Source organism: Kribbella sp. VKM Ac-2566 (assembly GCF_004366005.1).
GTDB lineage: Bacteria > Actinomycetota > Actinomycetes > Propionibacteriales > Kribbellaceae > Kribbella > Kribbella pratensis.
The window spans coordinates 382,104-402,046 of the sequence record NZ_SODT01000014.1; the positions used below are offsets into that span (position 1 = coordinate 382,104).

Sequence of the window (19,943 nt, forward strand, 5' to 3'; positions counted from 1 at the left end):
ACCGGATGGATCCAACGGCAGCGCTGAGCCGTCCGACTGTTAACTTTGCACGTCGACACTGGGTCAGAAGGAGCACATATGACGACGCCGCCGCAGGGACCATGGGGTCCTGGGCAGCCGGGGGGCCAGCCAGGCGGGCAGCACGGGGGACAAGGCGGCCAGCCGCCACAGCAGGGTGGCTGGGGACAGCAGCCCCCGGGCCAAGGCCAGGGTGGCGGCTGGGGACAGCCCCCGCAGCAGCCGCAAGGCCAGCCCCCGCACGGTCAGCCGCCGCGGCAGGACCAGCCCCCGCAGCAGGGCGGCTGGGGACAGCAGCCTGGACAACCGGGTCAGCCTGGACACCCGGGTCAGCCGCAGCAGGGACAGCCGCCTGCGGGTGGCTGGGGTCAGCCGCCGCAGCAGGGTGGCGCGTACCAGCAGCAGTCGTGGGGTCAGCGCCCGCAGCAGCCAGGCGCCTGGCACCAGCAGCAGGGCGGTCCGGGCCAGCAGTGGCAGCCGGGCGGTCCGGGTTCCAAGGGCCCGGGCGGCATCAGCAAGGAGAAGCTGCCGCTGGTGATCGGTGGCGGCGTGATCGGTCTCATTGTGATCGGCCTGCTGGTGTTCCTCGGCATCCGCGCGTTCGGCGGTGACGACGAGCCGACGACCCAGCCGACGACGACGGAGCAGCCGACCGGGCAGCCGACCGGGCAGCCGACCGGTGAGCCGACCGGCAACCCGACGACCTCCACCTCCGGCGGTCCGGGCCAGAACGGCGAGCTCGGCAACGCGACCGGCCAGGCCAAGACCGCGACCGACAAGTTGCAGGGCCTCGGCTTCGGCTGCAGCGACCTGTTCAACACCGGTCAGGGCGCGCACCGCGGCTGCTTCAAGACCGACGGCCGCAAGGGCGCCGAGGCGATCTTCCAGTTCCAGTCCGACGGCACCATCATCGCGGTGCGGCTGCAGGCCGAGGACGACGACAACTTCAACAACGCCCAGGTCGCCTTCGACCAGCTGCTGCAGGCGCTCGGCAACGACACGTTCGGCGCGGACCAGGTGAAGAAGGTCCAGGACGCGGTGAAGACCGGTCAGCGTTCCGACGAGGTCGGCACCACCTGGGGCGAGTTCCAGCTGAGCAACCAGGGCCAGAGCGTCCGGCTGTCCGGTCACAAGTCCGGCGAGGACTCGCTGGACCTGCCGGACCAGTCCTTCGACACCACCCAGGCGCAGCTGGTGACGGCGCTGAAGGCCAAGGGTTACGTCTGCACGACCTCCTGCAAGAAGGACGTCGGCAAGTACGGCTACCAGCGGGTCTTCTTCTACGCCAGCAGCGGCAAGGGCATCAAGGACATCGAGATCAGCGCCTCAGGTGAGGCCGGGGACGCCAAGAAGGCCCTGCCGGCCGCGCTCGGCGACGCGTTCGGTGCCCTCAAGGGCGGCAACGTCGAAGCCGTGAAGGCGTACGTCGAGGCGCACAACGACGGGAAGCCGTACTCTGCTTATGTAGGCGGCTGGAAGGTCGAGATCAGCGGGAACAGCTCCGCCAGCTACACGTCGCAGCAGGTCTCGATCGAGTACGAGTCGTTCTACGCCTGACCAGCAGCACGGAGCAGTAGATAGCAGCACGGAGGACGGTTTGAAGTTCCCCCGGGAGAAGCGGGAGTCCCGGACGATGGCCCAGCCACCGCCCGAGGCGGTCCAGCGGGTCGACGGCGGTGGGGCCTGGGGTCCCACCCAGTTCGACCTCCCGGACCGGAACGGCAGCAACAGCCAGGCGATCCTGATCGTCAGCCTGATCGGCATCGTCGTCCTGCTGATCATCGCGGGCCTCTGGGCCCTCGCCTACTTCCAGTTCACCTGAGCCACACTTCACCTGAGACAGCAAACCCCCGCTCGCACCCACTCAGCGAGCGGGGGTTGTCGCGCTCTCCTCCGGGCCGAACCCCAAGAGCGGGGAAACAAAATTGCATATCGCGACGGTTTCTTTCCCACCACGACAGCTCACGCGGGCCGACGCGACAAGCTCACCCTCCGGGCACCGGCGAAAACCCGCGACTCGAACGGGTTATCCCCTCGGACGGAGGGTTCTCTGCTGATATGCGAGGGGAGAACCCCACACACGACGAGATATCCCCGGCTGTGGTCGATCCGGCGACGGTCGTAGCGTCGCGTGGTTGACGCGGCTGCTTTTGACGCTTTTCGCGGTGGATCAGGCGGTGGCGCGGATGGTTACGGCGAGGGAGGCCAGGTAGGAGAGGCGGGCCACTTCGGAGCCGAGGAACTCGGGGCCGCCGCGGCGGCCGATGACGAGGACCCGGCGGTCGGAGTCCAGGGGCGCGGCGACCAGCACGGACTCCGACAGACCCTTGTGGTCCGGGGCTTGCAGCGTCGTCGCCTTCTCCAGCGGGAGCCAGGCGCCGGCCATGTCACCGAACTCCGGCGTCGCGCTGGTCTCGAGCGCGACCTTCACCTCGCTGCCGGTGCCGTCGAGCAGCGCCGCCCAGTCCGCGTGCAGCACGGCCGGTGACTGCTCGACCAGGATGTCGATCGCGTCCGCGGGCGCCGAGGTCATCTGCTCGACCGCTTCCAGGTCCATGTGCAGTCCGCCGCCGGCGCCGTACCGCGAGAACCAGATGACCTCGACGTCGGGTACGCCGTTGCAGGCGGAGACCAGGCGGTCCGGGAGCACGCCCGGTGGCAGGTCGACCACGATGTCGTCGACGGCGGTGCCGTTCTCCCGCCGGTGCTCGACGATCTCGATCGCGTGGATGTCGGCGTCCACCTCACCGAGGGCCGTCGCCACCACGCCCAGCGAACCGGGCCGGTCGGGGATGATCAAGCGCAGCAGGAACACCGAACGATCATCTCCCAGCCGATCACCATGCGCGTAACGCCTTGTCGCGGCCTATGTTACAGAGCGGTAGGCACAGACACGCCGACCCATCTCATCCCACCGTCGTCCACAGCCCGGGGGGCGACGCAACGTGCCTGTCACAGCGGCCCACTAGGATGGCTCGGGTCGCGGCGGAACACGCTGCGGAAGTCCTGCGAACCATTGGATCAGTTCATGCCATCGATTACCCGCGAAGAGGTCGCCCACCTGGCGCGACTGGCGCGGATCGAGCTCTCCGACGACGAGCTCGACCACCTTGCGCCGCAGCTCGACCAGATCATCACCTTGGTCGGGCAGGTCAGCCAGGTGGCGGCGGACGACATCCCGCCGACCTCGCACGCCCTGCCGCTGACCAACGTGATGCGCCCGGACGAGAACGTCCCGTGCCTCACCCCCGAGCAGGCGCTGTCCGGCGCGCCCGCCGCGGAAGAGCAGCGTTTCCGGGTGCCGCGGATCCTGGAGGAGGACTGACGATGAGCGACCTCACCAGGAAAACTGCGGCGGAGCTCGCGGAGTTGATGACGTCCGGGCAGGCCAGCTCGGTGGAGATCACGCAGGCCCACCTGGACCGGATCGCCGCTGTCGACGGTGCTGTGCACGCGTTCCTGCATGTCGACACCGAAGGCGCGCTGGCGCAGGCGAAGGCGGTCGACGACAAGCGGACGGCGGCCAGGAAGAGTGGCGAGCAGCTGTCCCCGCTGGCCGGCGTACCGCTGGCGCTGAAGGACGTGCTCACCCAGGAGGGCGTGCCGACCACGGCCGGTTCGAAGATCCTCGAGGGCTGGAAGCCGCCGTACGACTCGACGGTCGTGAAGCGGCTGAAGGCGGCCGGGATCGTGATCCTCGGCAAGACCAACATGGACGAGTTCGCGATGGGCTCCTCCACCGAGAACTCGGCGTACGGCACCACCCACAACCCGTGGGACCTGGCCCGGATCCCGGGGGGTTCCGGCGGCGGTTCGTCGGCCGCGATCTCGGCGTACGAGGCGCCGCTGGCGATCGGCACCGACACCGGCGGCTCGATCCGGCAGCCCGGCGCGTTCACCGGCACGGTCGGTGTGAAGCCGACGTACGGCGGGACCTCGCGGTACGGACTGATCGCGCTGGCGTCATCGCTGGACACGCCCGGTCCGTGTGCGCGGACGACGCTGGACGCGGCGCTGCTGCACGAGGCGATCGCCGGCTACGACCCGATGGACTCGACCTCGATCAACCAGCCGGTCCCGGCTGTCGTCGAGGCGGCCCGCAACGGCGATGTCGCCGGCCTGCGGATCGGTGTCGTGAAGGAGCTCGGCGGTGAGGGGTACCAGTCGGGGGTCGAGGCCCGCTTCCACGAGGCGGTCGAGCTGCTCACCAAGCTCGGCGCCGAGGTGGTCGAGGTCTCCTGCCCGCACTTCGAGTACGCGCTCCCGGCCTACTACCTGATCCTGCCGAGCGAGGCCTCGTCCAACCTGGCCAAGTTCGACGCGATGCGGTACGGGCTGCGCGTCGGCGATGACGGCACCAACAGCGCGGAGACGGTGACGAGCCTGACCCGTGAGGCCGGTTTCGGCGCCGAGGTGAAGCGCCGCATCATCCTCGGCACGCACGCGCTCTCGAGCGGGTACTACGACGCGTACTACGGTCAGGCGCAGAAGGTGCGGACGCTGATCGCCCGCGACTTCGCCAAGGCCTACGAGCAGGTCGACGTCCTGGTCTCGCCGGCCACTCCGACGACCGCGTTCGCGATCGGCGACCGGATCGACGACCCGATCGCGATGTACAAGAACGACCTGTGCACGATCCCGTCCAACCTGGCCGGTAACGCGGCCGCGTCGTTCCCGTGCGGCCTCGCCGACGAGGACGGCCTGCCGGTCGGCTTCCACGTGATGGCGCCGGTGATGCGCGACGACCTGCTCTACACGGTCGGCGCCGCGCTGGAGTCCGCGCTGGCCGAGCAGTGGGGCGGCGTACTGATGACCAAGGCTCCGGAGCTGGAGGTGACCCGATGACTGCTGATGTCCTTGAGATCAACGACGCGCTGACGCAGTACGACCCGGTGCTGGGCCTCGAGGTCCACGTCGAGCTGAACACGAAGTCGAAGATGTTCTGCGGCTGCCCGACCGAGTTCGGCGCGCCGCCGAACACCCAGACCTGCCCGGTCTGCCTCGGTCTGCCGGGCGCGCTGCCGGTGGTGAACGCGAAGGCCGTCGAGTCCGCGATCAACATCGGCCTGGCGCTGAACTGCGAGATCGCCGAGTGGTGCCGGTTCGCCCGGAAGAACTACTTCTACCCGGACATGCCGAAGAACTTCCAGACCTCGCAGTACGACGAGCCGATCGCGTTCAACGGCTGGACCGAGGTCGTCGTCGACGGCGAGACGTACCGGATCGAGATCGAGCGCGCGCACATGGAGGAGGACACCGGCAAGTCCACCCACGTCGGTGGCGCGACCGGCCGGATCCACGGCGCCTCGCACTCGCTGGTCGACTACAACCGGGCCGGCATTCCGCTGATTGAGATCGTCACCAAGACGATCGAGGTGCCGCCGGCGAAGGCTGCGGCGGTAGCGCGTGCGTACGTGAGCATGCTGCGTGACCTGCTGTTCGCGCTGGGCGTCTCCGACGTCCGGATGGACCAGGGCTCGCTGCGGTGCGACGCGAACGTCTCGCTGAAGCCGCACGGCTCGACTGTTCTGGGTACGCGGACCGAGACCAAGAACGTGAACTCGTTCCGTTCGGTCGAGCGTGCGGTGACGTACGAGATCACCCGGCAGGCGGCCGTCCTGTCGTCCGGCGGCAAGGTCCTGCAGGAGACCCGGCACTGGCACGAGGACACCGGTATCACCACGTCCGGCCGGGAGAAGTCCGACGCCGACGACTACCGGTACTTCCCGGAGCCCGACCTGGTCCCGGTCGCGCCGTCGCGCGAGTGGGTCGAGGAGCTGCGCGCGACCCTGCCCGAGGCACCTTCGCTACGTCGTGTGCGGCTGCAGGAGGACTGGGGTTTCACCGACCTCGAGATGCGCGACGTCATCAACGGAAACGCGCTGGAGCCGATCGTGGCGACCATCGAACTCGGCGTCACGCCGGCCGCCGCGAAGAAGTGGTGGCTGGGTGAGCTGGCCCGCTCGGCGAACGAGTCCGGTAAGGATCTGGACGCGCTGGGTGTCGGTCCGGCCGAGGTCGCCGAGGTGCAGAAGCTCGTCGACGACGGCACGCTGAACGACAAGCTCGCGCGGCAGGTGTTCGAGGGTCTGCTCGCCGGTGAGGGTACGCCGGCGGAGATCATCGAGAAGCGCGGTCTGGCGCTGGTGTCGGACGACTCGGCGCTGCTCGAGGCGATCGACCGCGCGATCGCGGCGAACCCGGACGTGGTCGAGAAGGTCAACTCCGGCAAGCCGGCCGCGGCCGGTGCGCTGATCGGCGCCGTGATGAAGGACATGCGCGGCCAGGCCGACGCCGCCAAGGTCCGCCAACTCCTGAACGAGAAGCTGGGGATCTGAATGCGGCCGAGGTGCCGGACCCAGGTCCGGCACCTCGGTTCTCACGCCGCGTCTCTGTGCGCTTCCTCGGACTGTGGCGCGTCGGCGATCACTCCACGCTCGACCCGGCCGTCGTCCACGTCGGCCGCATCCGCGAGCAACGTTCGGGCGACCGACAGCTCATCGGCCGGACAGCGGACCTCGTAGCGAGTCGGCAGCACTTCTGTGTCGAACGCGTCCGGGCGGTTGCGGACGAGACCCCGGAACAGGCCCCAGAGCGCTCCGATCAGGACGCCGTACACAAAGCCCCAGACCACGACGGCGAGGCCGTTGAGCGTGGTCTCGGCGACCAGGGTGATGAAGATCGCCGCGAGTACGCCGAGCAGCGCGCCCTGCGACGCGCTGACCGCTGTGAGCCGCGCGACCGGCACCGCCCGCTGTCTGCTCGCCTGCCGGAGTCCGGCGCCGACAACCTCCAGCCTCGCCGCGTCCATCCCGTAACTTCGCAGGTACTCGACTGTCCGCTGAGCATCACCGAAGTTGCTCACCGATGCGATCACACTGCTGGGGACGCCAGACGCCTGGCCGGTCGGCATACCGATCTCCTCCTCGAGTCGTGCGGTTCTTTCCTCAACAAGTACCAGACGACCGAAGAGCGCAAACGGTTGACTGGTCAGGAGGTGCTGATGGTCACTCGGAGAATGCGGTCGTCGCCGTCGCGGGTGCCGCCGCGGCCGTCGGTGTTCGACGTGGTGACCCACAACGAGCCGTCCGGAGCGAGTTCGACCGTGCGCAGACGCCCGTACTTGTTGGTGAAGAACGCCTGCGGCTCGCCAACTCGTTTGCCTCCGGCAACAGGAATTGCCCAGAGTCGCTGGCCGCGTAGCGACGCCATGAAGACGTATCCCTTGGCGAACGCGATCCCGGACGGCGACGCATCGGCCGTGTGCCACTGCGCGATCGGGTCGGTCATCCCGTCCAGCTGGCTGATTCCTTCGGCGGCCGGCCAACCGTAGTTCGAGCCGGGGGTGATGGCGTTGAGTTCGTCCCAGGTGTTCTGCCCGAACTCGGCGGCGTACAACTGGTTCCCGTCGAACGCGAGGCCTTGGACGTTGCGGTGGCCCTTCGTGATCCAGACCCGGCCGTCGGGATTGCCCGGCGCGGCCTTGCCCTCGGTGGTGATCCGCAGGATCTTCCCGCCCAGCGAGTCGTCGGCCTGCGAGTTCGGCCGGTCCGACCCGTCGCCGGTCCCGGCGTACAGGAACCCGTCCGGCCCGAACCGCAGCCGTCCGCCGTTGTGGATCGCCGCCGCCGGAATCCCGTCCAGGATCACCTGCTGGTCCGACAACTTCCCGTCCTGGTAGGTGATCCGCGCGATCCGGTTGTCGTCCCCACCCGAGTAGTAGGCGTAGATGTACGGCTTCCCCGGATATCCCGGATCCACCGCCAGCCCGAGCAGCCCACCCTCTGACGAGTTCTTCACCCCGTCGACCGACCCGACCTCGGACACCTGCCCGTCGGCGATCCGCTTGATCTTCCCCGAGTCCCGCTCGGCCACCAACGCGCTCTTGTCCGGCAGGAACGCAAGCCCCCACGGCACCTCGATCCCCGTCGCCACGGTCGAGGCCACCGTCAGGCTCACCGCGGCAGCCCCACGCGGCCCGGACGCCGTACCCGAGCTGGCCGGCGCCGGCGCCGTACCCGCGCCCGACGGCGAGTCGTCCGAGCACCCCGACACCAACGCCAACGCCGCAACCACCACCGCAGCCCGACCGCGCACGCCCGTCTCCTCCGCTAGCCCTGCCCCCAAGCTACTGCGAGGTCCAACCTGAGCTCAGCTTCCCCAGGTGGGGCGGAGGGGGAAGTGGGCGTTGGCGTCGTCGTCGAGTTTTACGGCGAGGACCTGGTGGAGTTGGGTGGTGTTGCGTTCGAAGCCGACGCGGCAGGCGGCCAGGTAGAGGCCCCAGATCTTGGCGGTCGGGTAGCCGACCTCGGCCACGGCCTCGTCCCAGTTCGCGAGCAGGTTGGCCGACCAGCCGGCCAGGGTGAGGGCATAGTGCTCGCGGAGATTCTCCTCGTGGCGGACCTCGAAGCCGGCGTCCTGGGCCTCGGCGATGATCCGGCCGGACCCGATCAGTTCGCCGTCCGGGAAGATGTAGCGGTCGATGAACGCGCCGGTCGAGCGGAACCGGTTGTCGGGCCGCGTGATGCTGTGGTTGAGCAGCCGGCCGCCCGGCTTCAGCCGGTCGAGCAGGAAACCGAAGTACGACGGGTAGTTGCGGACGCCGATGTGTTCGGTCAGGCCGATCGAGCTGATCGCGTCGAAGTCGCGCTCGGCGACGTCGCGGTAGTCGAGGAACCGCACCTCGGCGCGGTCCTCCAGGCCGTCCCGCTTGATCGCCTGGGTCGCCCACTCCGCCTGGGCCGCGGACAACGTGACCCCGAGCGCCTGGACGCCGTACTCGCGGGCCGCGTGCCGGACCATGCCGCCCCACCCGCAGCCGACGTCGAGGAGCCGCTGCCCCGGTCGCAGGTCGAGTTTGCGCGCGACCAGGTCGTACTTCTCCGCCTGCGCCTCCTCGAGCGTGGCATCGGCCGACGGGTAGACCGCACACGTGTAGGTCATCGACGGTCCGAGGATCAATTCGTAGAACCGGTTCGACACGTCGTAGTGGTGGTGGATCGCTGCCTTGTCCCGCGCCTTCGAGTGCCGCAGACCCTCGAACGTACGACGCCATTTCGGCAGGTGTTCCTGCGGCGGTGGTGGCGGCGGCTTCAGGTGACTCCAGCCGAGCCCGCGGACGATGCGCAGCGCCTCGCTGGGGCTCGGACGGTGGAAGTGGACGTGGTTCAGCATCATCCGCATCAGGTCGTACGGGTTGCCCGGATGCACACCTGTGATCTCCAGATCACCCATCACGTAGGCCCGCACCAGACCGAGGTCGCCAGGCGCGGTCAGCACGTACGACAGTCCCCGCTCGGAGGCGAGGTGCATGTGCACAGGTGAATCTTCCGGTCCGGTCGCGCTGCCGTCGTACGCCGTGAACCGGAACGGCAGCCCGTCCGGAGTCACCGCCGTGAGGGCTTCGGCGATCGATACGTGGGTCGCAAGCGTCGTCATCGGCGCGTCACCGCCTTTTCGTAGAGCCCGGTGAGCCGGGCGTCCGGGTCGTAGCGTTTCTTCACCTTGTCCAGCGCCGCGACGTTGTAGAGCCGGTTGAAGGTGTCACGGTCGTAGTAGGCGTCGGAGTACAGGGACTTGTGGCCGCCGAAGTCGGTGACGGCCTGCTCGATCCGCCGATTGACGTCGCCGTCGGCGGCACCGGGGGCGATCGGGACGGTGCCCCAGAAGCCGACGTTCACGTAGGTCTCGCCGGGCTGCAGCGGATAGAGCGGCCAGGACGTGTCTCCACGAAGCCGCAGCGGGCAGAGCCATACCGGACGCATGCCGACTTCTCCGTCGAACCAGCGCAGGAAGTCCGCCAGCCGGGCGACCGGGATCTCCACGTCCTGCACCACGCGTTCGCGGTCCGGCTGGCCGCGGCGACGGTTCAGCCGGGCGGCGACGTGGTGCCGGTTCTCGAACCCGACGATCTTGTGGAACACGTCGCTGCGGCGCCAGCGCTTCGGCCACAACCGGCGTACGACGGGATGCTGTGCACCGAACGCCGCGGAACACCAGAACCAGTCGGTGTCCCAGCGCCAGAGGTAGTCGTGCGCGGTGAGGAAGTCCTTCGGGCGCTGCTGGATCGAGCGGTAGTAGATCTGCTGACCGGTGTAGTCGCTGGTCGGCACCGCGGCGTCGCTGTTCCGGCCGAGGGTCAGGTACGCCTCGGAGGGGCTGAACGCGACACCGTCGACGAAGTGCACCGGCTCACCGTCGTACGTGCCAGAGGCAACGATCTCGTCGACGGCCGGGGCCAGCGCGTCGAGGCCGAGCCGGACGTGCCGGAGGGCGACGTACGGCGAGATGCGGTCGAGTTCGATGCGCAACCGGGTCGCGTACCCGAGCGTGCCGTACGAGTTCGGGAACATCCGGAACAGGTCGGCGTGCTCGCCCTCGGGACGCGCCGTGACCAACGAGCCGGCGCCGGTGAGGATGTCCAGTTCGAGCACGGACTCGTGCGGGAGGCCGGCGCGGAACGACGACGACTCGATGCCGAGCCCTGTCACCGCGCCGCCGAGCGTGATCGTCTTGAGCTGCGGCACGACCATCGGCGTCAGCCCGAGTGGGAGGGTCGCCGCGACCAGGTCCTCGTACGTGCACATGCCCTGCACGTCGGCCGTCCGCGCGACCGGGTCCACGCTGATCACGCCGGTCAGCTTCGACACGTCCAGACCGGGGCGCTGGATCTCCGTGCGCGGCCGGAAGAGGTTCGAGCTGCGCTTCGCCAGCCGGACGGGCTCGCCCGGCGGGATCTGCTCGTACGACTCCCGCAGCCGCCCGACGGCCTGATCGTGCGCGACCCCCACCGCCATGTCCGATGTCGAAGGCACCAAACCAGAGTACGACGGCGCCGCCTCCTCAGGCGCGGGAGTTCAAAGTGTCCACGACCCCGAGTAGGTTCTGGTGCATGGCTGACGTGGTGAAGGCATGGCTCCCGTGGGAGGATCCGGACGCGTTCCTCGGCGGGGTGCCCAAGGGGTACGACGTGGATTACTACTCCGGCGCCGAGCGGCCGCGGTCGCTCGACGAGGTGGAGTTCTACGTGCCCAGCTACATGGGCGGTGGCGACGTGTTCGACGTCATCCGGGAGATGCCGGCACTGAAGGTCGTGCAGCTGCAGACGGCCGGGTTCGAGCACGCGCAGTCGCGGATCGCCGACGGCGTCACCTTGTGCAACGCGCGCGGGGTGCACGACGCGTCCACGGCCGAGCTGGCGGTCGGGCTGATCCTGGCGTCGTACCGGAATCTTCCGCGGGCCGTCCGTGACCAGGAGCAGCAGATCTGGCCGGACTCGTACGACGAGGTCGACGACTCGCTCGCCGACCGGACGGTGCTGATCCTCGGGTACGGAGCGATCGGTGAGGCGCTCGAGCGCCGGCTGACCGGGTTCGAGTGCGACGTGATCCGGGTCGCCCGGCGGGCCCGCGACGGTGTGCATCCTACGAGTGACCTGCCGGAGCTGTTGCCGCGCGCGGACGTCGTCGTACTGCTGACGCCGGCGACGCCGGAGACCGAGCGGATGGTCGACGCGAAGTTCCTGGCGAGCATGAAGGACGGCGCGCTGCTGGTGAACGTCGCGCGCGGTGTCGTCGTGGACACCGACGCGTTGCTGACCGAGCTCGGGACACGGCGGATCCGGGCCGCGCTGGACGTCACGGATCCCGAGCCGTTGCCCGCCGGACATCCGCTGTGGTCTGCTCCGAACGTACTGATCAATCCGCATCGCGGCGGCGCCTCGACGGCGTTCGCGCCGCGGGTGGCCAGGCTGGTGCGCGCGCAACTCGAGCGCTACGCGTCCGGGGAACCGTTGATCAATGTGGTGGCGGGTCCGCCACGCTGAAAGAGGCTTAAGAGGTTGAAAGGGGAGGACAACGATGTCCGAGGCCGTACTGCTGATCGGGACCAAGAAAGGTCTCTGGATCGGCCGGAGTGACGCTGCCCGCGAGGAGTGGCGGCTCGACGGACCGGTGCCGGAGTTCGAGATGCAGGGCGTGTACGCCGTGGGCATCGACACCCGCGGCGACAGTGCCCGCGGTGCCCACGGGGCCCGGCTGTTCGTCGGCGGCACCAGCGAGCACTGGGGCCCGGCGGTCTTCCACTCCGACGACCTCGGCGCGTCCTGGGCGGAGCCGCCGGAGGGTTCGATCGGGTTCCCGGCCGGCGCCGACGCCTCCCTCGAGCGGGTCTGGCAGATCCAGCCGGCACCCGCCGGCCAACCGGGCGTCGTGTACGCCGGGACGCAGCCGTCGGCGCTGTGGAAGTCGACCGACGGCGGCGTGACGTTCGAGCTGGTCACCGGCCTGTGGGACCACCCGCACCGCAAGGAGTGGGGCGCCGGATTCGGCGGCCAGGCGGTGCACACCGTGCTGCCGCATCCGACCGACGCCGACCGCGTGAGTGTCGCGATGTCGACCGGCGGGGTGTACCAGACCGCCGACGGCGGGAAGACCTGGTCGCCGCGGAACCAGGGCATCCAGGCGAAGTTCTTCCCGGACCCGTATCCGGAGTTCGGTCAGTGTGTCCACAAGCTGGCCGCGCACCCCGACGTCCCGGAGCGGATGTTCGCCCAGAACCACCACGGCGTGTACCGGTCGGACGACAGCGGCGCGGTCTGGAAGTCGATCGCCGACGGCCTCCCCTCGGACTTCGGGTTCCCGATCGTGGTGCACCCGCACGAGCCCGAGACCGTGTACGTCTTCCCGCTGGTCGCGGACGGGAACCGGATCCCGACCGAGGCGCAGTGCCGGGTCTACCGCTCCCGCGACGCCGGCTCGACCTGGGAGCCGCTGGCCGCCGGGTTGCCGGACGTGTCCTACGCCCCGGTGCTGCGGGACGCGATGACCGTCGACACCGCCGACCCTGCCGGTGTGTACGTCGGCACGCGGGACGGTTGCGTCTACGCGAGCGCCGACGCCGGCGACAGCTGGACCGAGGTCGCGCGCCACCTGCCGGATGTCCTCACCGTGCGAGCAGCGGTGCTGGGATAAGGGGGTCGGATGATCGCGGTCTGCCTACCCACGGTGCTGCGCCCGTTCGCGGGCGGCGCCGAACGCGTGGAGGTCGAGGTGGACGGTTCGCCGACCGTCGCCTCGGTCTTCGCGGCGCTCGAAGCCGACCACCCGGCGCTCCGCCGCCGCCTCACCGACGAGCAAGGCGCGGTCCGCCGGCACGTGAACATCTACCTCGGCAACGACAACATCCGCGACCTCTCGGGGCTCGAGACCAAGCTCACCGACGGCGACGAGCTCCTCATCCTCCCGAGCGTCGCCGGCGGCTGACGTCCCGCGCCGGCGAAAACAAAAGACTGCCGTTCGGCGGCGGGCTTGGTTAGCGTCGGGCGGCATGAGCAACGTCCTCCTGCTGACCGGCCCGTCGGGCTCCGGTAAGACGACCGTGGCCCGGATGGTCGCGACCGGCGCGCCGCAGCCGACGATGCACCTGACGACCGACGAGTTCTACCGCGGCATCCGCACCGGCTTCATCGCGCCGTACCTGCCAGGAGCGCACCGCCAGAACGAGGTGGTCGTCGAGGCGATCGTCGCGACGGTGAGCGTGTACGCGCGCGGTGGGTACGACGTGGTCGTCGACGGCATCATCGGGCCCTGGTTCCTCGCCCCGTTCCGCGAGGCCGCCAAGGCGGGGGAGTGGACGATGTCGTACGTCGTACTGCGTCCAGACCTCGGTACGACGTTGCGGCGCGGGCAAGACCGGCCCCACCCCGAGCTGACGGACGCCGACGCGCTCACCGGTCTGCACGGTGCGTTCGCGGACCTCGGCGCCCTCGAGCCGCACGCGATCGACACCAGTCGGCTCGATGCGGAGCAGACGGCGGCCGAGGTCCGCGGAGCCGTTGCCTCAGGTAACTATCTGCTCAGTGCCTGAACAGGCGGATCCCGGTTTCCGACCACGTGATCCGGGCTGCCGCGCAGGCGGCCGCCACCTCGGGCGAGCGGATCGAACCGCCCGGTTCGGCAATGTGCGAAACGCCGTACCGCTGGGCCTCCACGACGTTGTCGGTGAACGGCAGCGCACCGTCGGAGACCATCGAGACACCGGTGAGCGGATCGGCCGAACGGCGGGCCCACCAGAGTGCGGCCTTCTCACCGGCGAGCCTCGTACAGTCCACCCGCGACTGCTGCCCGGCGCCGATGCCGATGGTCATCCCGTCCTTCACCATCACGACCGTGTTCGACTGGGTGTAGCGGGCGACGATCATCCCCAGCACCACGTCGTCCGGGAGGTCGCGGGGCACCGGCAGCGCATCACGCTCCTGCGTCAGCCGCACTCCGTAGAGCTCACGCACCTCCTCGGCCGGCGGCTCGAACTCCGGGTCGACCTCCAGCACCAGGTAGGTCCCGCGCTTCTTCGCGGCGAGGATTTCCACCACGCCCTCGTCGTACCCGGGGGCGATGATCCCGTCCGACACCACCCGCTTCAGCAGCATGGCCAACTCGAGATCCACCGGATGCGAGACCGCCACGAAGTCGCCGTACGACGACTTCGGATCAGCGTCCCGCGCACGGGTGTACGCGGCCGCCACCGTCTCGCCGAGCGCGGCACCCGCCGGTGACACATGCTTGTACGACGCCGCAGCCGGTACGCCGAACCGCTCAGCAGCCTCCCGCACCAACTGCCATCCGGTCAGCGCATCGAGAACATTGATGTACGACGGCTCACCCGCGACCACCGTGAACGGCGCAGAGTCGAGGCTCGCCGCTTGATGAGGATTCATGCCGTACCGCAAACGCATCAGGACCTCCGATCGGATCGGAGGCGCCCAGGCGGACGACGCCCTGTACGAACACTGTACGAACACACCCGCTCCCCGGTGGTACTCCACCCTCGCCAGTCGCGGTGCGCCCAGCCTACTTCGTCGCGCGCACCACCAGCAGACGTGATGCCTCGGTCAACGGTTCTCCGTGCCAACCGCCTTCGATCACGACGTCCGAGAAGCCCGCCGCGCGCAGATCAGCCGTGATCTCGTCGGCAGAACGGAAGTACAGAACGTTCCGGTAGACCGCGTCGCGCCCGTCCTCGAAGACGTTGTGCGCGTCGAAGGTCACGCGCCCGTTCGCGATCTCGATCAGCTCGAGCCACTCCTTCAGGTGCCCGGCCACCGTGTCCCGTTCGCCGTACGTCGCTTCGCTCGTCCACTGCTCCCACGCCCGTGCCGCCGGATTGCGCGACTCGAAGGCGAGCACGCCACCGGGACGCAGCGCGGCCGCCAGCGCAGCGACCGCGGCTGCGTGCTCCGCGACGTGCATCATCGTGTTGCCGCTGCTGACCGCGAGATCCACATCGCCGGTCGGCTCCACCACCAGGTGGTCGCCGTCGATCCAGGTGACGGCGTCGGCGCCGGGCTGCCGCCGCGCGTACCCGAGCATGGTGGGACTCGGATCGACGCCGATCACCACGCGCCCGGGCGCGACCAGCGAGCGGGTGAGCAGACCGGTTCCACAACCGAAGTCCAGGACCTTCGCAGTGCCCTCGGCCAAAGCGCGGTAATAGTCGTGATCCTCCCCGGCCGGGTTGTCCAGGTCGTAGAGCTCCACCAACTGCTGGTCGCCGTACGGGTCATCGATCACCCACCGCACCTTACTGGGCGGCGACCCAGGAATAGGGTGGGCGGCATGGTCGATGTGAAGCCCCGCAGCCGGACAGTCACCGACGGATTGGAAGCGACCGCCAGCAGAGGCATGCTGCGCGCGGTCGGGATGGGGGACGACGACTGGGTCAAGCCACAGATCGGCGTCGCGTCGAGCTGGAACGAGATCACCCCGTGCAACCTGTCGCTGGACCGGCTCGCCAAGGCGGTCAAGGACGGCGTGCACGCGGCCGCTGGATACCCGCTCGAGTTCGGCACGATCAGCGTGTCCGACGGCATCTCGATGGGCCACGTCGGCATGCACTACTCGCTCGTCAGCCGCGAGATCATCGCGGACTCGGTCGAGACCGTGATGGAGGCCGAGCGGCTGGACGGTTCGGTCCTGCTGGCCGGCTGCGACAAGTCGCTGCCGGGCATGCTGATGGCCGCGGCCCGGCTCGATCTGGCGTCGGTGTTCCTGTACGCCGGTTCGATCATGCCGGGCAAGCTCGGCGACAAGGACGTCACGATCATCGACGCCTTCGAGGCGGTCGGCGCCTGTGTCCGCGGCCTGATCACCCAGGACGAGGTCGACGCGGTCGAGCGCGCGATCTGCCCCGGCGAAGGTGCCTGCGGCGGCATGTACACCGCCAACACCATGGCGGCGTCCGCCGAAGCCCTCGGCATGTCGCTCCCGGGCTCGGCCGCCCCGCCCGCGGTGGACCGCCGCCGCGACGGGTACGCCCGCAGGTCCGGCGAGGCCGTCGTCGGGCTGCTGCGGAAAGGCATCACGGCCCGCCAGATCCTCACCAAGGAAGCGTTCGAGAACGCGATCGCCGTGGTGATGGCACTCGGCGGCTCGACGAACGCCGTACTCCATCTCCTCGCGATCGCCCGTGAGGCCGAGGTCGATCTGAGCCTGGACGACTTCAACCGGATCGGCGACCGGGTCCCGCATCTCGGTGATCTCAAGCCGTTCGGCCGCTATGTGATGACCGACGTCGACCGCGTCGGCGGCATCCCGGTGATCATGCGCGCGCTGCTCGACGCCGGCCTGCTGCACGGCGACTGCCTGACGGTGACCGGCAAGACGATGGCCGAGAACCTCGCCGACATCGCGCCACCCGATGTCGACGGCACCATCATCCGCGCGCTGGACAAGCCGATCCACGGCACCGGCGGCATCACGATCCTGCACGGCTCGCTCGCGCCCGAGGGCGCGGTGGTGAAGAGCGCCGGCTTCGACTCGGACGTCTTCGAAGGTACGGCGCGGGTGTTCGACGGCGAGCGTGGTGCGATGGACGCGGTCGGCTCGCTGAATCCCGGCGACGTGGTGGTGATCCGGTACGAAGGCCCGAAGGGCGGCCCCGGCATGCGCGAGATGCTCGCGGTCACCGGCGCGATCAAGGGTGCGGGCCTCGGCAAGGACGTCCTGCTGCTCACCGACGGCCGTTTCTCCGGCGGTACGACGGGACTCTGCGTGGGGCACGTGGCGCCGGAAGCCGTCGACGGCGGCCCGATCGCCTTCGTCCGGGACGGCGACCGGATCACCCTCGACGTCAAGAACCGCACCCTCGAACTCCACGTCGACCCCGAGGAACTCGAACGCCGCCGCGTGGGCTGGACCCCGAAGACCCCGGCCATCACCAAGGGCGTCCTCGGCAAGTACACCCGCCTGGTCCGCTCCGCCTCCGAAGGCGCTGTCTGCATCTAGGGACGGTCGTACCAAATGATGAGACACGGCGGCGTCCAACTTGACCGGGTCGCGGTCCGCGGGCGAATAATGCCTACATGCGATCGATTCTCCTCGTACTTGTGCGGCGCGCCGACTGACGCGACCACAGAGTCGAGCGCGCCCCCTTCAGCCCACCCGGCGGAGGGGGTTTTTTGTTGCCAGGGCGACTATCTGCGACCCAGTAGTGCCCGGACGACAGCCACAAGCGAGGATGGATCGGTCGCGAAAAGCCATCAAGGCCACATCGTGACAGGACTGAGGGAAGGCACCCATGAGTGAGCTGCTGACCGGGGCACAGGCTCTGATCCGCGCACTGGAACATGCCGGAGTCGACACCGTCTTCGGCATCCCGGGCGGCGCGATCCTCCCGGCGTACGACCCGATGCTCGACTCGACCCAGATCCGCCACATCCTGGTACGTCACGAGCAGGGCGCCGGCCACGCCGCCCAGGGGTACGCCGCCGCGTCCGGGAAGACCGGCGTGTGTATGGCGACCTCCGGGCCGGGCGCGACCAACCTGGTGACGCCGATCGCCGACGCGTACATGGACTCGGTGCCGATGGTCGCGATCACCGGTCAGGTGGCCGGGGCCGCGATCGGTACGGACGCCTTCCAGGAGGCGGACATCCGCGGCATCACGATGCCGATCACCAAGCACAACTTCCTGGTGACCGACCCCAACGACATCGCCAGCACGATCGCCGAGGCGTTCCACATCGCCTCCACCGGCCGGCCCGGCCCGGTGCTGGTCGACGTGACCAAGGACGCGATGCAGACCACCGGCGTCGACTTCCAGTGGCCCACCGAGCTGTCGCTGCCCGGCTACCGGCCGGTGACCCGCCCGCACCCCAAGCAGGTGCGCGAGGCGGCCCGCCTGATCGTCGCCGCCGAGAAGCCGGTCCTGTACGTCGGCGGCGGTGTGATCCGCGCTCGGGCCAGCGCCGAGCTGAAGGAGCTCGCCGAGCTCCTCGGCATCCCGGTGGTCACCACGCTGATGGCCCGCGGCGCGCTCCCCGACACCCATGAGCTGCACTTCGGCATGCCCGGGATGCACGGCTCCGTCTCGGCCGTCGGCGCCCTGCAGCGCTCCGACCTGCTGATCACCCTGGGCGCCCGCTTCGACGACCGCGTGACCGGCCGGCTCGACTCGTTCGCACCGGAGGCGAAGGTCATCCACGCCGACATCGACCCGGCCGAGATCGGCAAGAACCGGGCCGCCGACGTGCCGATCGTGGGCGACTGCAAGGAGGTCATCACCGACCTGATCGCGGCGCTCAAGACCGAGATCGCGAGCGCCGGCCGCACCCCGTCGTACGACGCCTGGCGCGGGCTGCTCGAATCGGTCCGCGCGAAGTACCCGGTGGCGTACGACGAACCCGAGGACGGCACGCTGTCCCCGCAGTACGTGATCGAGCGGATCGGCAAGATCGCCGGCCCGGACGCCGTCTACACCGCCGGCGTCGGTCAGCACCAGATGTGGTCCGCGCACTACCTGCCGTTCGAGAAGCCCGGCCACTGGCTGAACTCCGGCGGCCTCGGGACGATGGGGTACGCCGTGCCGGCCGCGATGGGCGCCAAGGTCGCGCGGCCGGACAAGACCGTGTGGGCGATCGACGGCGACGGCTGCTTCCAGATGACCAACCAGGAGCTCGTCACCTGCGCGCTCGAGGGCATCCCGATCAAGGTCGCCGTGATCAACAACCAGTCGCTGGGCATGGTCCGCCAGTGGCAGACGCTGTTCTACGACAAGCGCTACTCCAACACCGATCTGCACTCCGCCCGGATCCCGGACTTCGCGAAGCTCGCCGAGGCGATGGGCGGCGTCGGGCTGCGCTGCTCCGACAAGGACTCGGTCGACGCCACCATCGACAAGGCGATGTCGGTCACCGACCAGCCGGTCGTGGTCGACTTCGTCGTGCACCGTGACGCGATGGTGTGGCCGATGGTCGCCGCCGGCACCAGCAACGACGACATCCAGATCGCCCGCGACATGGCGCCGAAGTGGGACGGGGAGGAACTCTGATGAGTAAGCACACGCTGAGCATCCTGGTGGAGAACAAGCACGGTGTGCTGGCCCGCGTGGCTGCCCTGATCTCGCGGCGCGGGTTCAACATCGATTCCCTCGCGGTCGGTCCGACCGAGCACCCCGAGGTGTCCCGGATGACCATCGCGGTCAGCGTGGACGAGCAGCCGTTGGAGCAGATCACCAAGCAGCTCAACAAGCTGGTGAACGTGATCAAGATCGTCGAACTCGAACCCACGCAGACGGTTCAGCGTGAACTCCTGCTGGTGAAGGTCAAGGCGGACACCCTGACCCGCGGACAGGTGCTGGAGACCGTCCAGCTGTTCCGTGCGAAGGTGGTGGACGTGGCACCGGACGCGATCACGATCGAGGCGACCGGCAATCCCGAGAAACTCGAGGCCATGCTCCGGGTGCTGGAACCCTTCGGCGTCCGCGAGCTGGTGCAGTCCGGCATGGTGGCGATCGGCCGGGGCGGCCGCTCCATCTCCGACCGCACCCTGCGACCGGTCCCGGTGCCGCCGCCGCACGTGCAGACCGGACCCCCGAACGTGCAGGCGCGACCCGCCAACACCAGTGCCAGTACCAGTGCCCAGGCCAGT

General features: G+C 69.2%; 18 protein-coding genes, 1 pseudogene and 1 riboswitch. Of the genes and pseudogenes, 12 read left to right on the forward strand and 7 right to left on the reverse strand.

From position 1 onward, the window contains the following. The first annotated feature begins 78 nt into the window (after positions 1–78). Together EV647_RS35710 and EV647_RS35715 are read left to right on the forward strand one after the other, a co-directional pair. Positions 79–1,575: a PT domain-containing protein gene (locus tag EV647_RS35710; protein ID WP_134011025.1), complete on the forward strand. Its 1,497-nt coding sequence runs from the start codon at positions 79–81 to the stop codon at positions 1,573–1,575. A gap of 40 nt (positions 1,576–1,615) precedes the next feature. Then, on the forward strand, positions 1,616–1,840 hold the full coding sequence (locus tag EV647_RS35715; protein WP_134011027.1) for a hypothetical protein: 225 nt from the start codon (positions 1,616–1,618) through the stop codon (positions 1,838–1,840). Positions 1,841–2,188: 348 nt separating this feature from the next. Here the strand turns inward: EV647_RS35715 and EV647_RS35720 are convergent, their stop codons facing one another. After that, positions 2,189–2,833, reverse strand: a complete 645-nt coding sequence (locus EV647_RS35720) for an amino acid-binding protein (protein ID WP_134011029.1) — start codon at positions 2,831–2,833, stop codon at positions 2,189–2,191. 213 nt (positions 2,834–3,046) lie between these two features. Here EV647_RS35720 and gatC point away from each other — a divergent pair, with 213 nt between their 5' ends. From gatC to gatB, 3 genes are read left to right on the forward strand one after another with little or no spacing between them, the layout of a single operon-like run. Then, positions 3,047–3,343: an Asp-tRNA(Asn)/Glu-tRNA(Gln) amidotransferase subunit GatC gene (gene gatC, locus EV647_RS35725; RefSeq protein WP_134011031.1), complete on the forward strand. Its 297-nt coding sequence runs from the start codon at positions 3,047–3,049 to the stop codon at positions 3,341–3,343. Between the two features lie 2 nt (positions 3,344–3,345). Next, positions 3,346–4,863 (forward strand): Asp-tRNA(Asn)/Glu-tRNA(Gln) amidotransferase subunit GatA, encoded by a 1,518-nt coding sequence (gatA, locus tag EV647_RS35730; protein ID WP_134011033.1) that lies wholly within the window; start codon positions 3,346–3,348, stop codon positions 4,861–4,863. Beyond that, positions 4,860–6,356, forward strand: coding sequence for an Asp-tRNA(Asn)/Glu-tRNA(Gln) amidotransferase subunit GatB (gene gatB, locus EV647_RS35735; RefSeq protein ID WP_134011035.1), 1,497 nt, complete (start codon positions 4,860–4,862; stop codon positions 6,354–6,356). The genes gatA and gatB overlap by 4 nt, the downstream gene beginning before the upstream one ends. Positions 6,357–6,397: 41 nt before the next feature. On the opposite strand, the gene EV647_RS35740 is transcribed toward gatB, so the two are convergent. From EV647_RS35740 to EV647_RS35755, 4 genes are all read right to left on the reverse strand, one after another. After that, positions 6,398–6,931: a general stress protein gene (locus tag EV647_RS35740; protein ID WP_134011037.1), complete on the reverse strand. Its 534-nt coding sequence runs from the start codon at positions 6,929–6,931 to the stop codon at positions 6,398–6,400. 77 nt (positions 6,932–7,008) lie between these two features. Next, a complete protein-coding gene (locus tag EV647_RS35745) occupies positions 7,009–8,115 on the reverse strand; it encodes a sorbosone dehydrogenase family protein (protein ID WP_134011039.1) in 1,107 nt (368 codons plus the stop codon). Between the two features lie 54 nt (positions 8,116–8,169). After that, positions 8,170–9,456, reverse strand: a complete 1,287-nt coding sequence (locus EV647_RS35750) for a cyclopropane-fatty-acyl-phospholipid synthase family protein (protein WP_134011041.1) — start codon at positions 9,454–9,456, stop codon at positions 8,170–8,172. Beyond that, positions 9,453–10,832, reverse strand: a complete 1,380-nt coding sequence (locus tag EV647_RS35755; protein ID WP_238177564.1) for an FAD-binding oxidoreductase — start codon at positions 10,830–10,832, stop codon at positions 9,453–9,455. Before EV647_RS35755 ends, EV647_RS35750 begins: the two co-directional genes overlap by 4 nt. Positions 10,833–10,909: 77 nt before the next feature. Here EV647_RS35755 and EV647_RS35760 point away from each other — a divergent pair, with 77 nt between their 5' ends. From EV647_RS35760 to EV647_RS35775, 4 genes are all read left to right on the forward strand, one after another. Then, the gene (locus EV647_RS35760) at positions 10,910–11,842 is read left to right on the forward strand and encodes a 2-hydroxyacid dehydrogenase (protein WP_134011043.1); all 933 of its coding nucleotides are present in this window, start codon (positions 10,910–10,912) and stop codon (positions 11,840–11,842) included. Positions 11,843–11,876: 34 nt separating this feature from the next. Further along, the gene (locus EV647_RS35765) at positions 11,877–12,989 is read left to right on the forward strand and encodes an exo-alpha-sialidase (RefSeq protein ID WP_134011045.1); all 1,113 of its coding nucleotides are present in this window, start codon (positions 11,877–11,879) and stop codon (positions 12,987–12,989) included. Positions 12,990–12,998: 9 nt separating this feature from the next. Beyond that, complete coding sequence (locus EV647_RS35770) at positions 12,999–13,280, forward strand: ubiquitin-like small modifier protein 1 (RefSeq protein WP_134011047.1); 282 nt, start codon at positions 12,999–13,001, stop codon at positions 13,278–13,280. Positions 13,281–13,344: 64 nt separating this feature from the next. Continuing rightward, positions 13,345–13,884, forward strand: a complete 540-nt coding sequence (locus EV647_RS35775) for an AAA family ATPase (protein ID WP_134011049.1) — start codon at positions 13,345–13,347, stop codon at positions 13,882–13,884. On the opposite strand, the gene EV647_RS35780 is transcribed toward EV647_RS35775, so the two are convergent. Both EV647_RS35780 and EV647_RS35785 read right to left on the reverse strand, forming a co-directional pair. Further along, positions 13,874–14,752 (reverse strand): 5-aminoimidazole-4-carboxamide ribonucleotide transformylase, encoded by an 879-nt coding sequence (locus EV647_RS35780; protein WP_134011051.1) that lies wholly within the window; start codon positions 14,750–14,752, stop codon positions 13,874–13,876. The two genes, EV647_RS35775 and EV647_RS35780, sit on opposite strands and share 11 nt — an antisense overlap. Before the next feature lie 18 nt (positions 14,753–14,770). Then, positions 14,771–14,865, reverse strand: a riboswitch (ZMP/ZTP riboswitch). Between the two features lie 2 nt (positions 14,866–14,867). Then, on the reverse strand, positions 14,868–15,587 hold the full coding sequence (locus EV647_RS35785; protein ID WP_134011053.1) for a trans-aconitate 2-methyltransferase: 720 nt from the start codon (positions 15,585–15,587) through the stop codon (positions 14,868–14,870). Between the two features lie 45 nt (positions 15,588–15,632). Here EV647_RS35785 and ilvD point away from each other — a divergent pair, with 45 nt between their 5' ends. The 3 genes and pseudogenes from ilvD to ilvN form a co-directional block, all read left to right on the forward strand. Then, positions 15,633–17,300, forward strand: coding sequence for a dihydroxy-acid dehydratase (ilvD, locus tag EV647_RS35790; protein WP_134011055.1), 1,668 nt, complete (start codon positions 15,633–15,635; stop codon positions 17,298–17,300). A gap of 292 nt (positions 17,301–17,592) precedes the next feature. Next, positions 17,593–19,344, forward strand: a complete 1,752-nt coding sequence (locus tag EV647_RS35795) for an acetolactate synthase large subunit (RefSeq protein ID WP_134011057.1) — start codon at positions 17,593–17,595, stop codon at positions 19,342–19,344. Then, positions 19,344–19,847 (forward strand): annotated as a pseudogene (gene ilvN / locus EV647_RS35800) (acetolactate synthase small subunit); the annotation flags it as partial. The gene EV647_RS35795 and the pseudogene ilvN, both read left to right, overlap by 1 nt. Between the last annotated feature and the right edge of the window lie 96 nt (positions 19,848–19,943).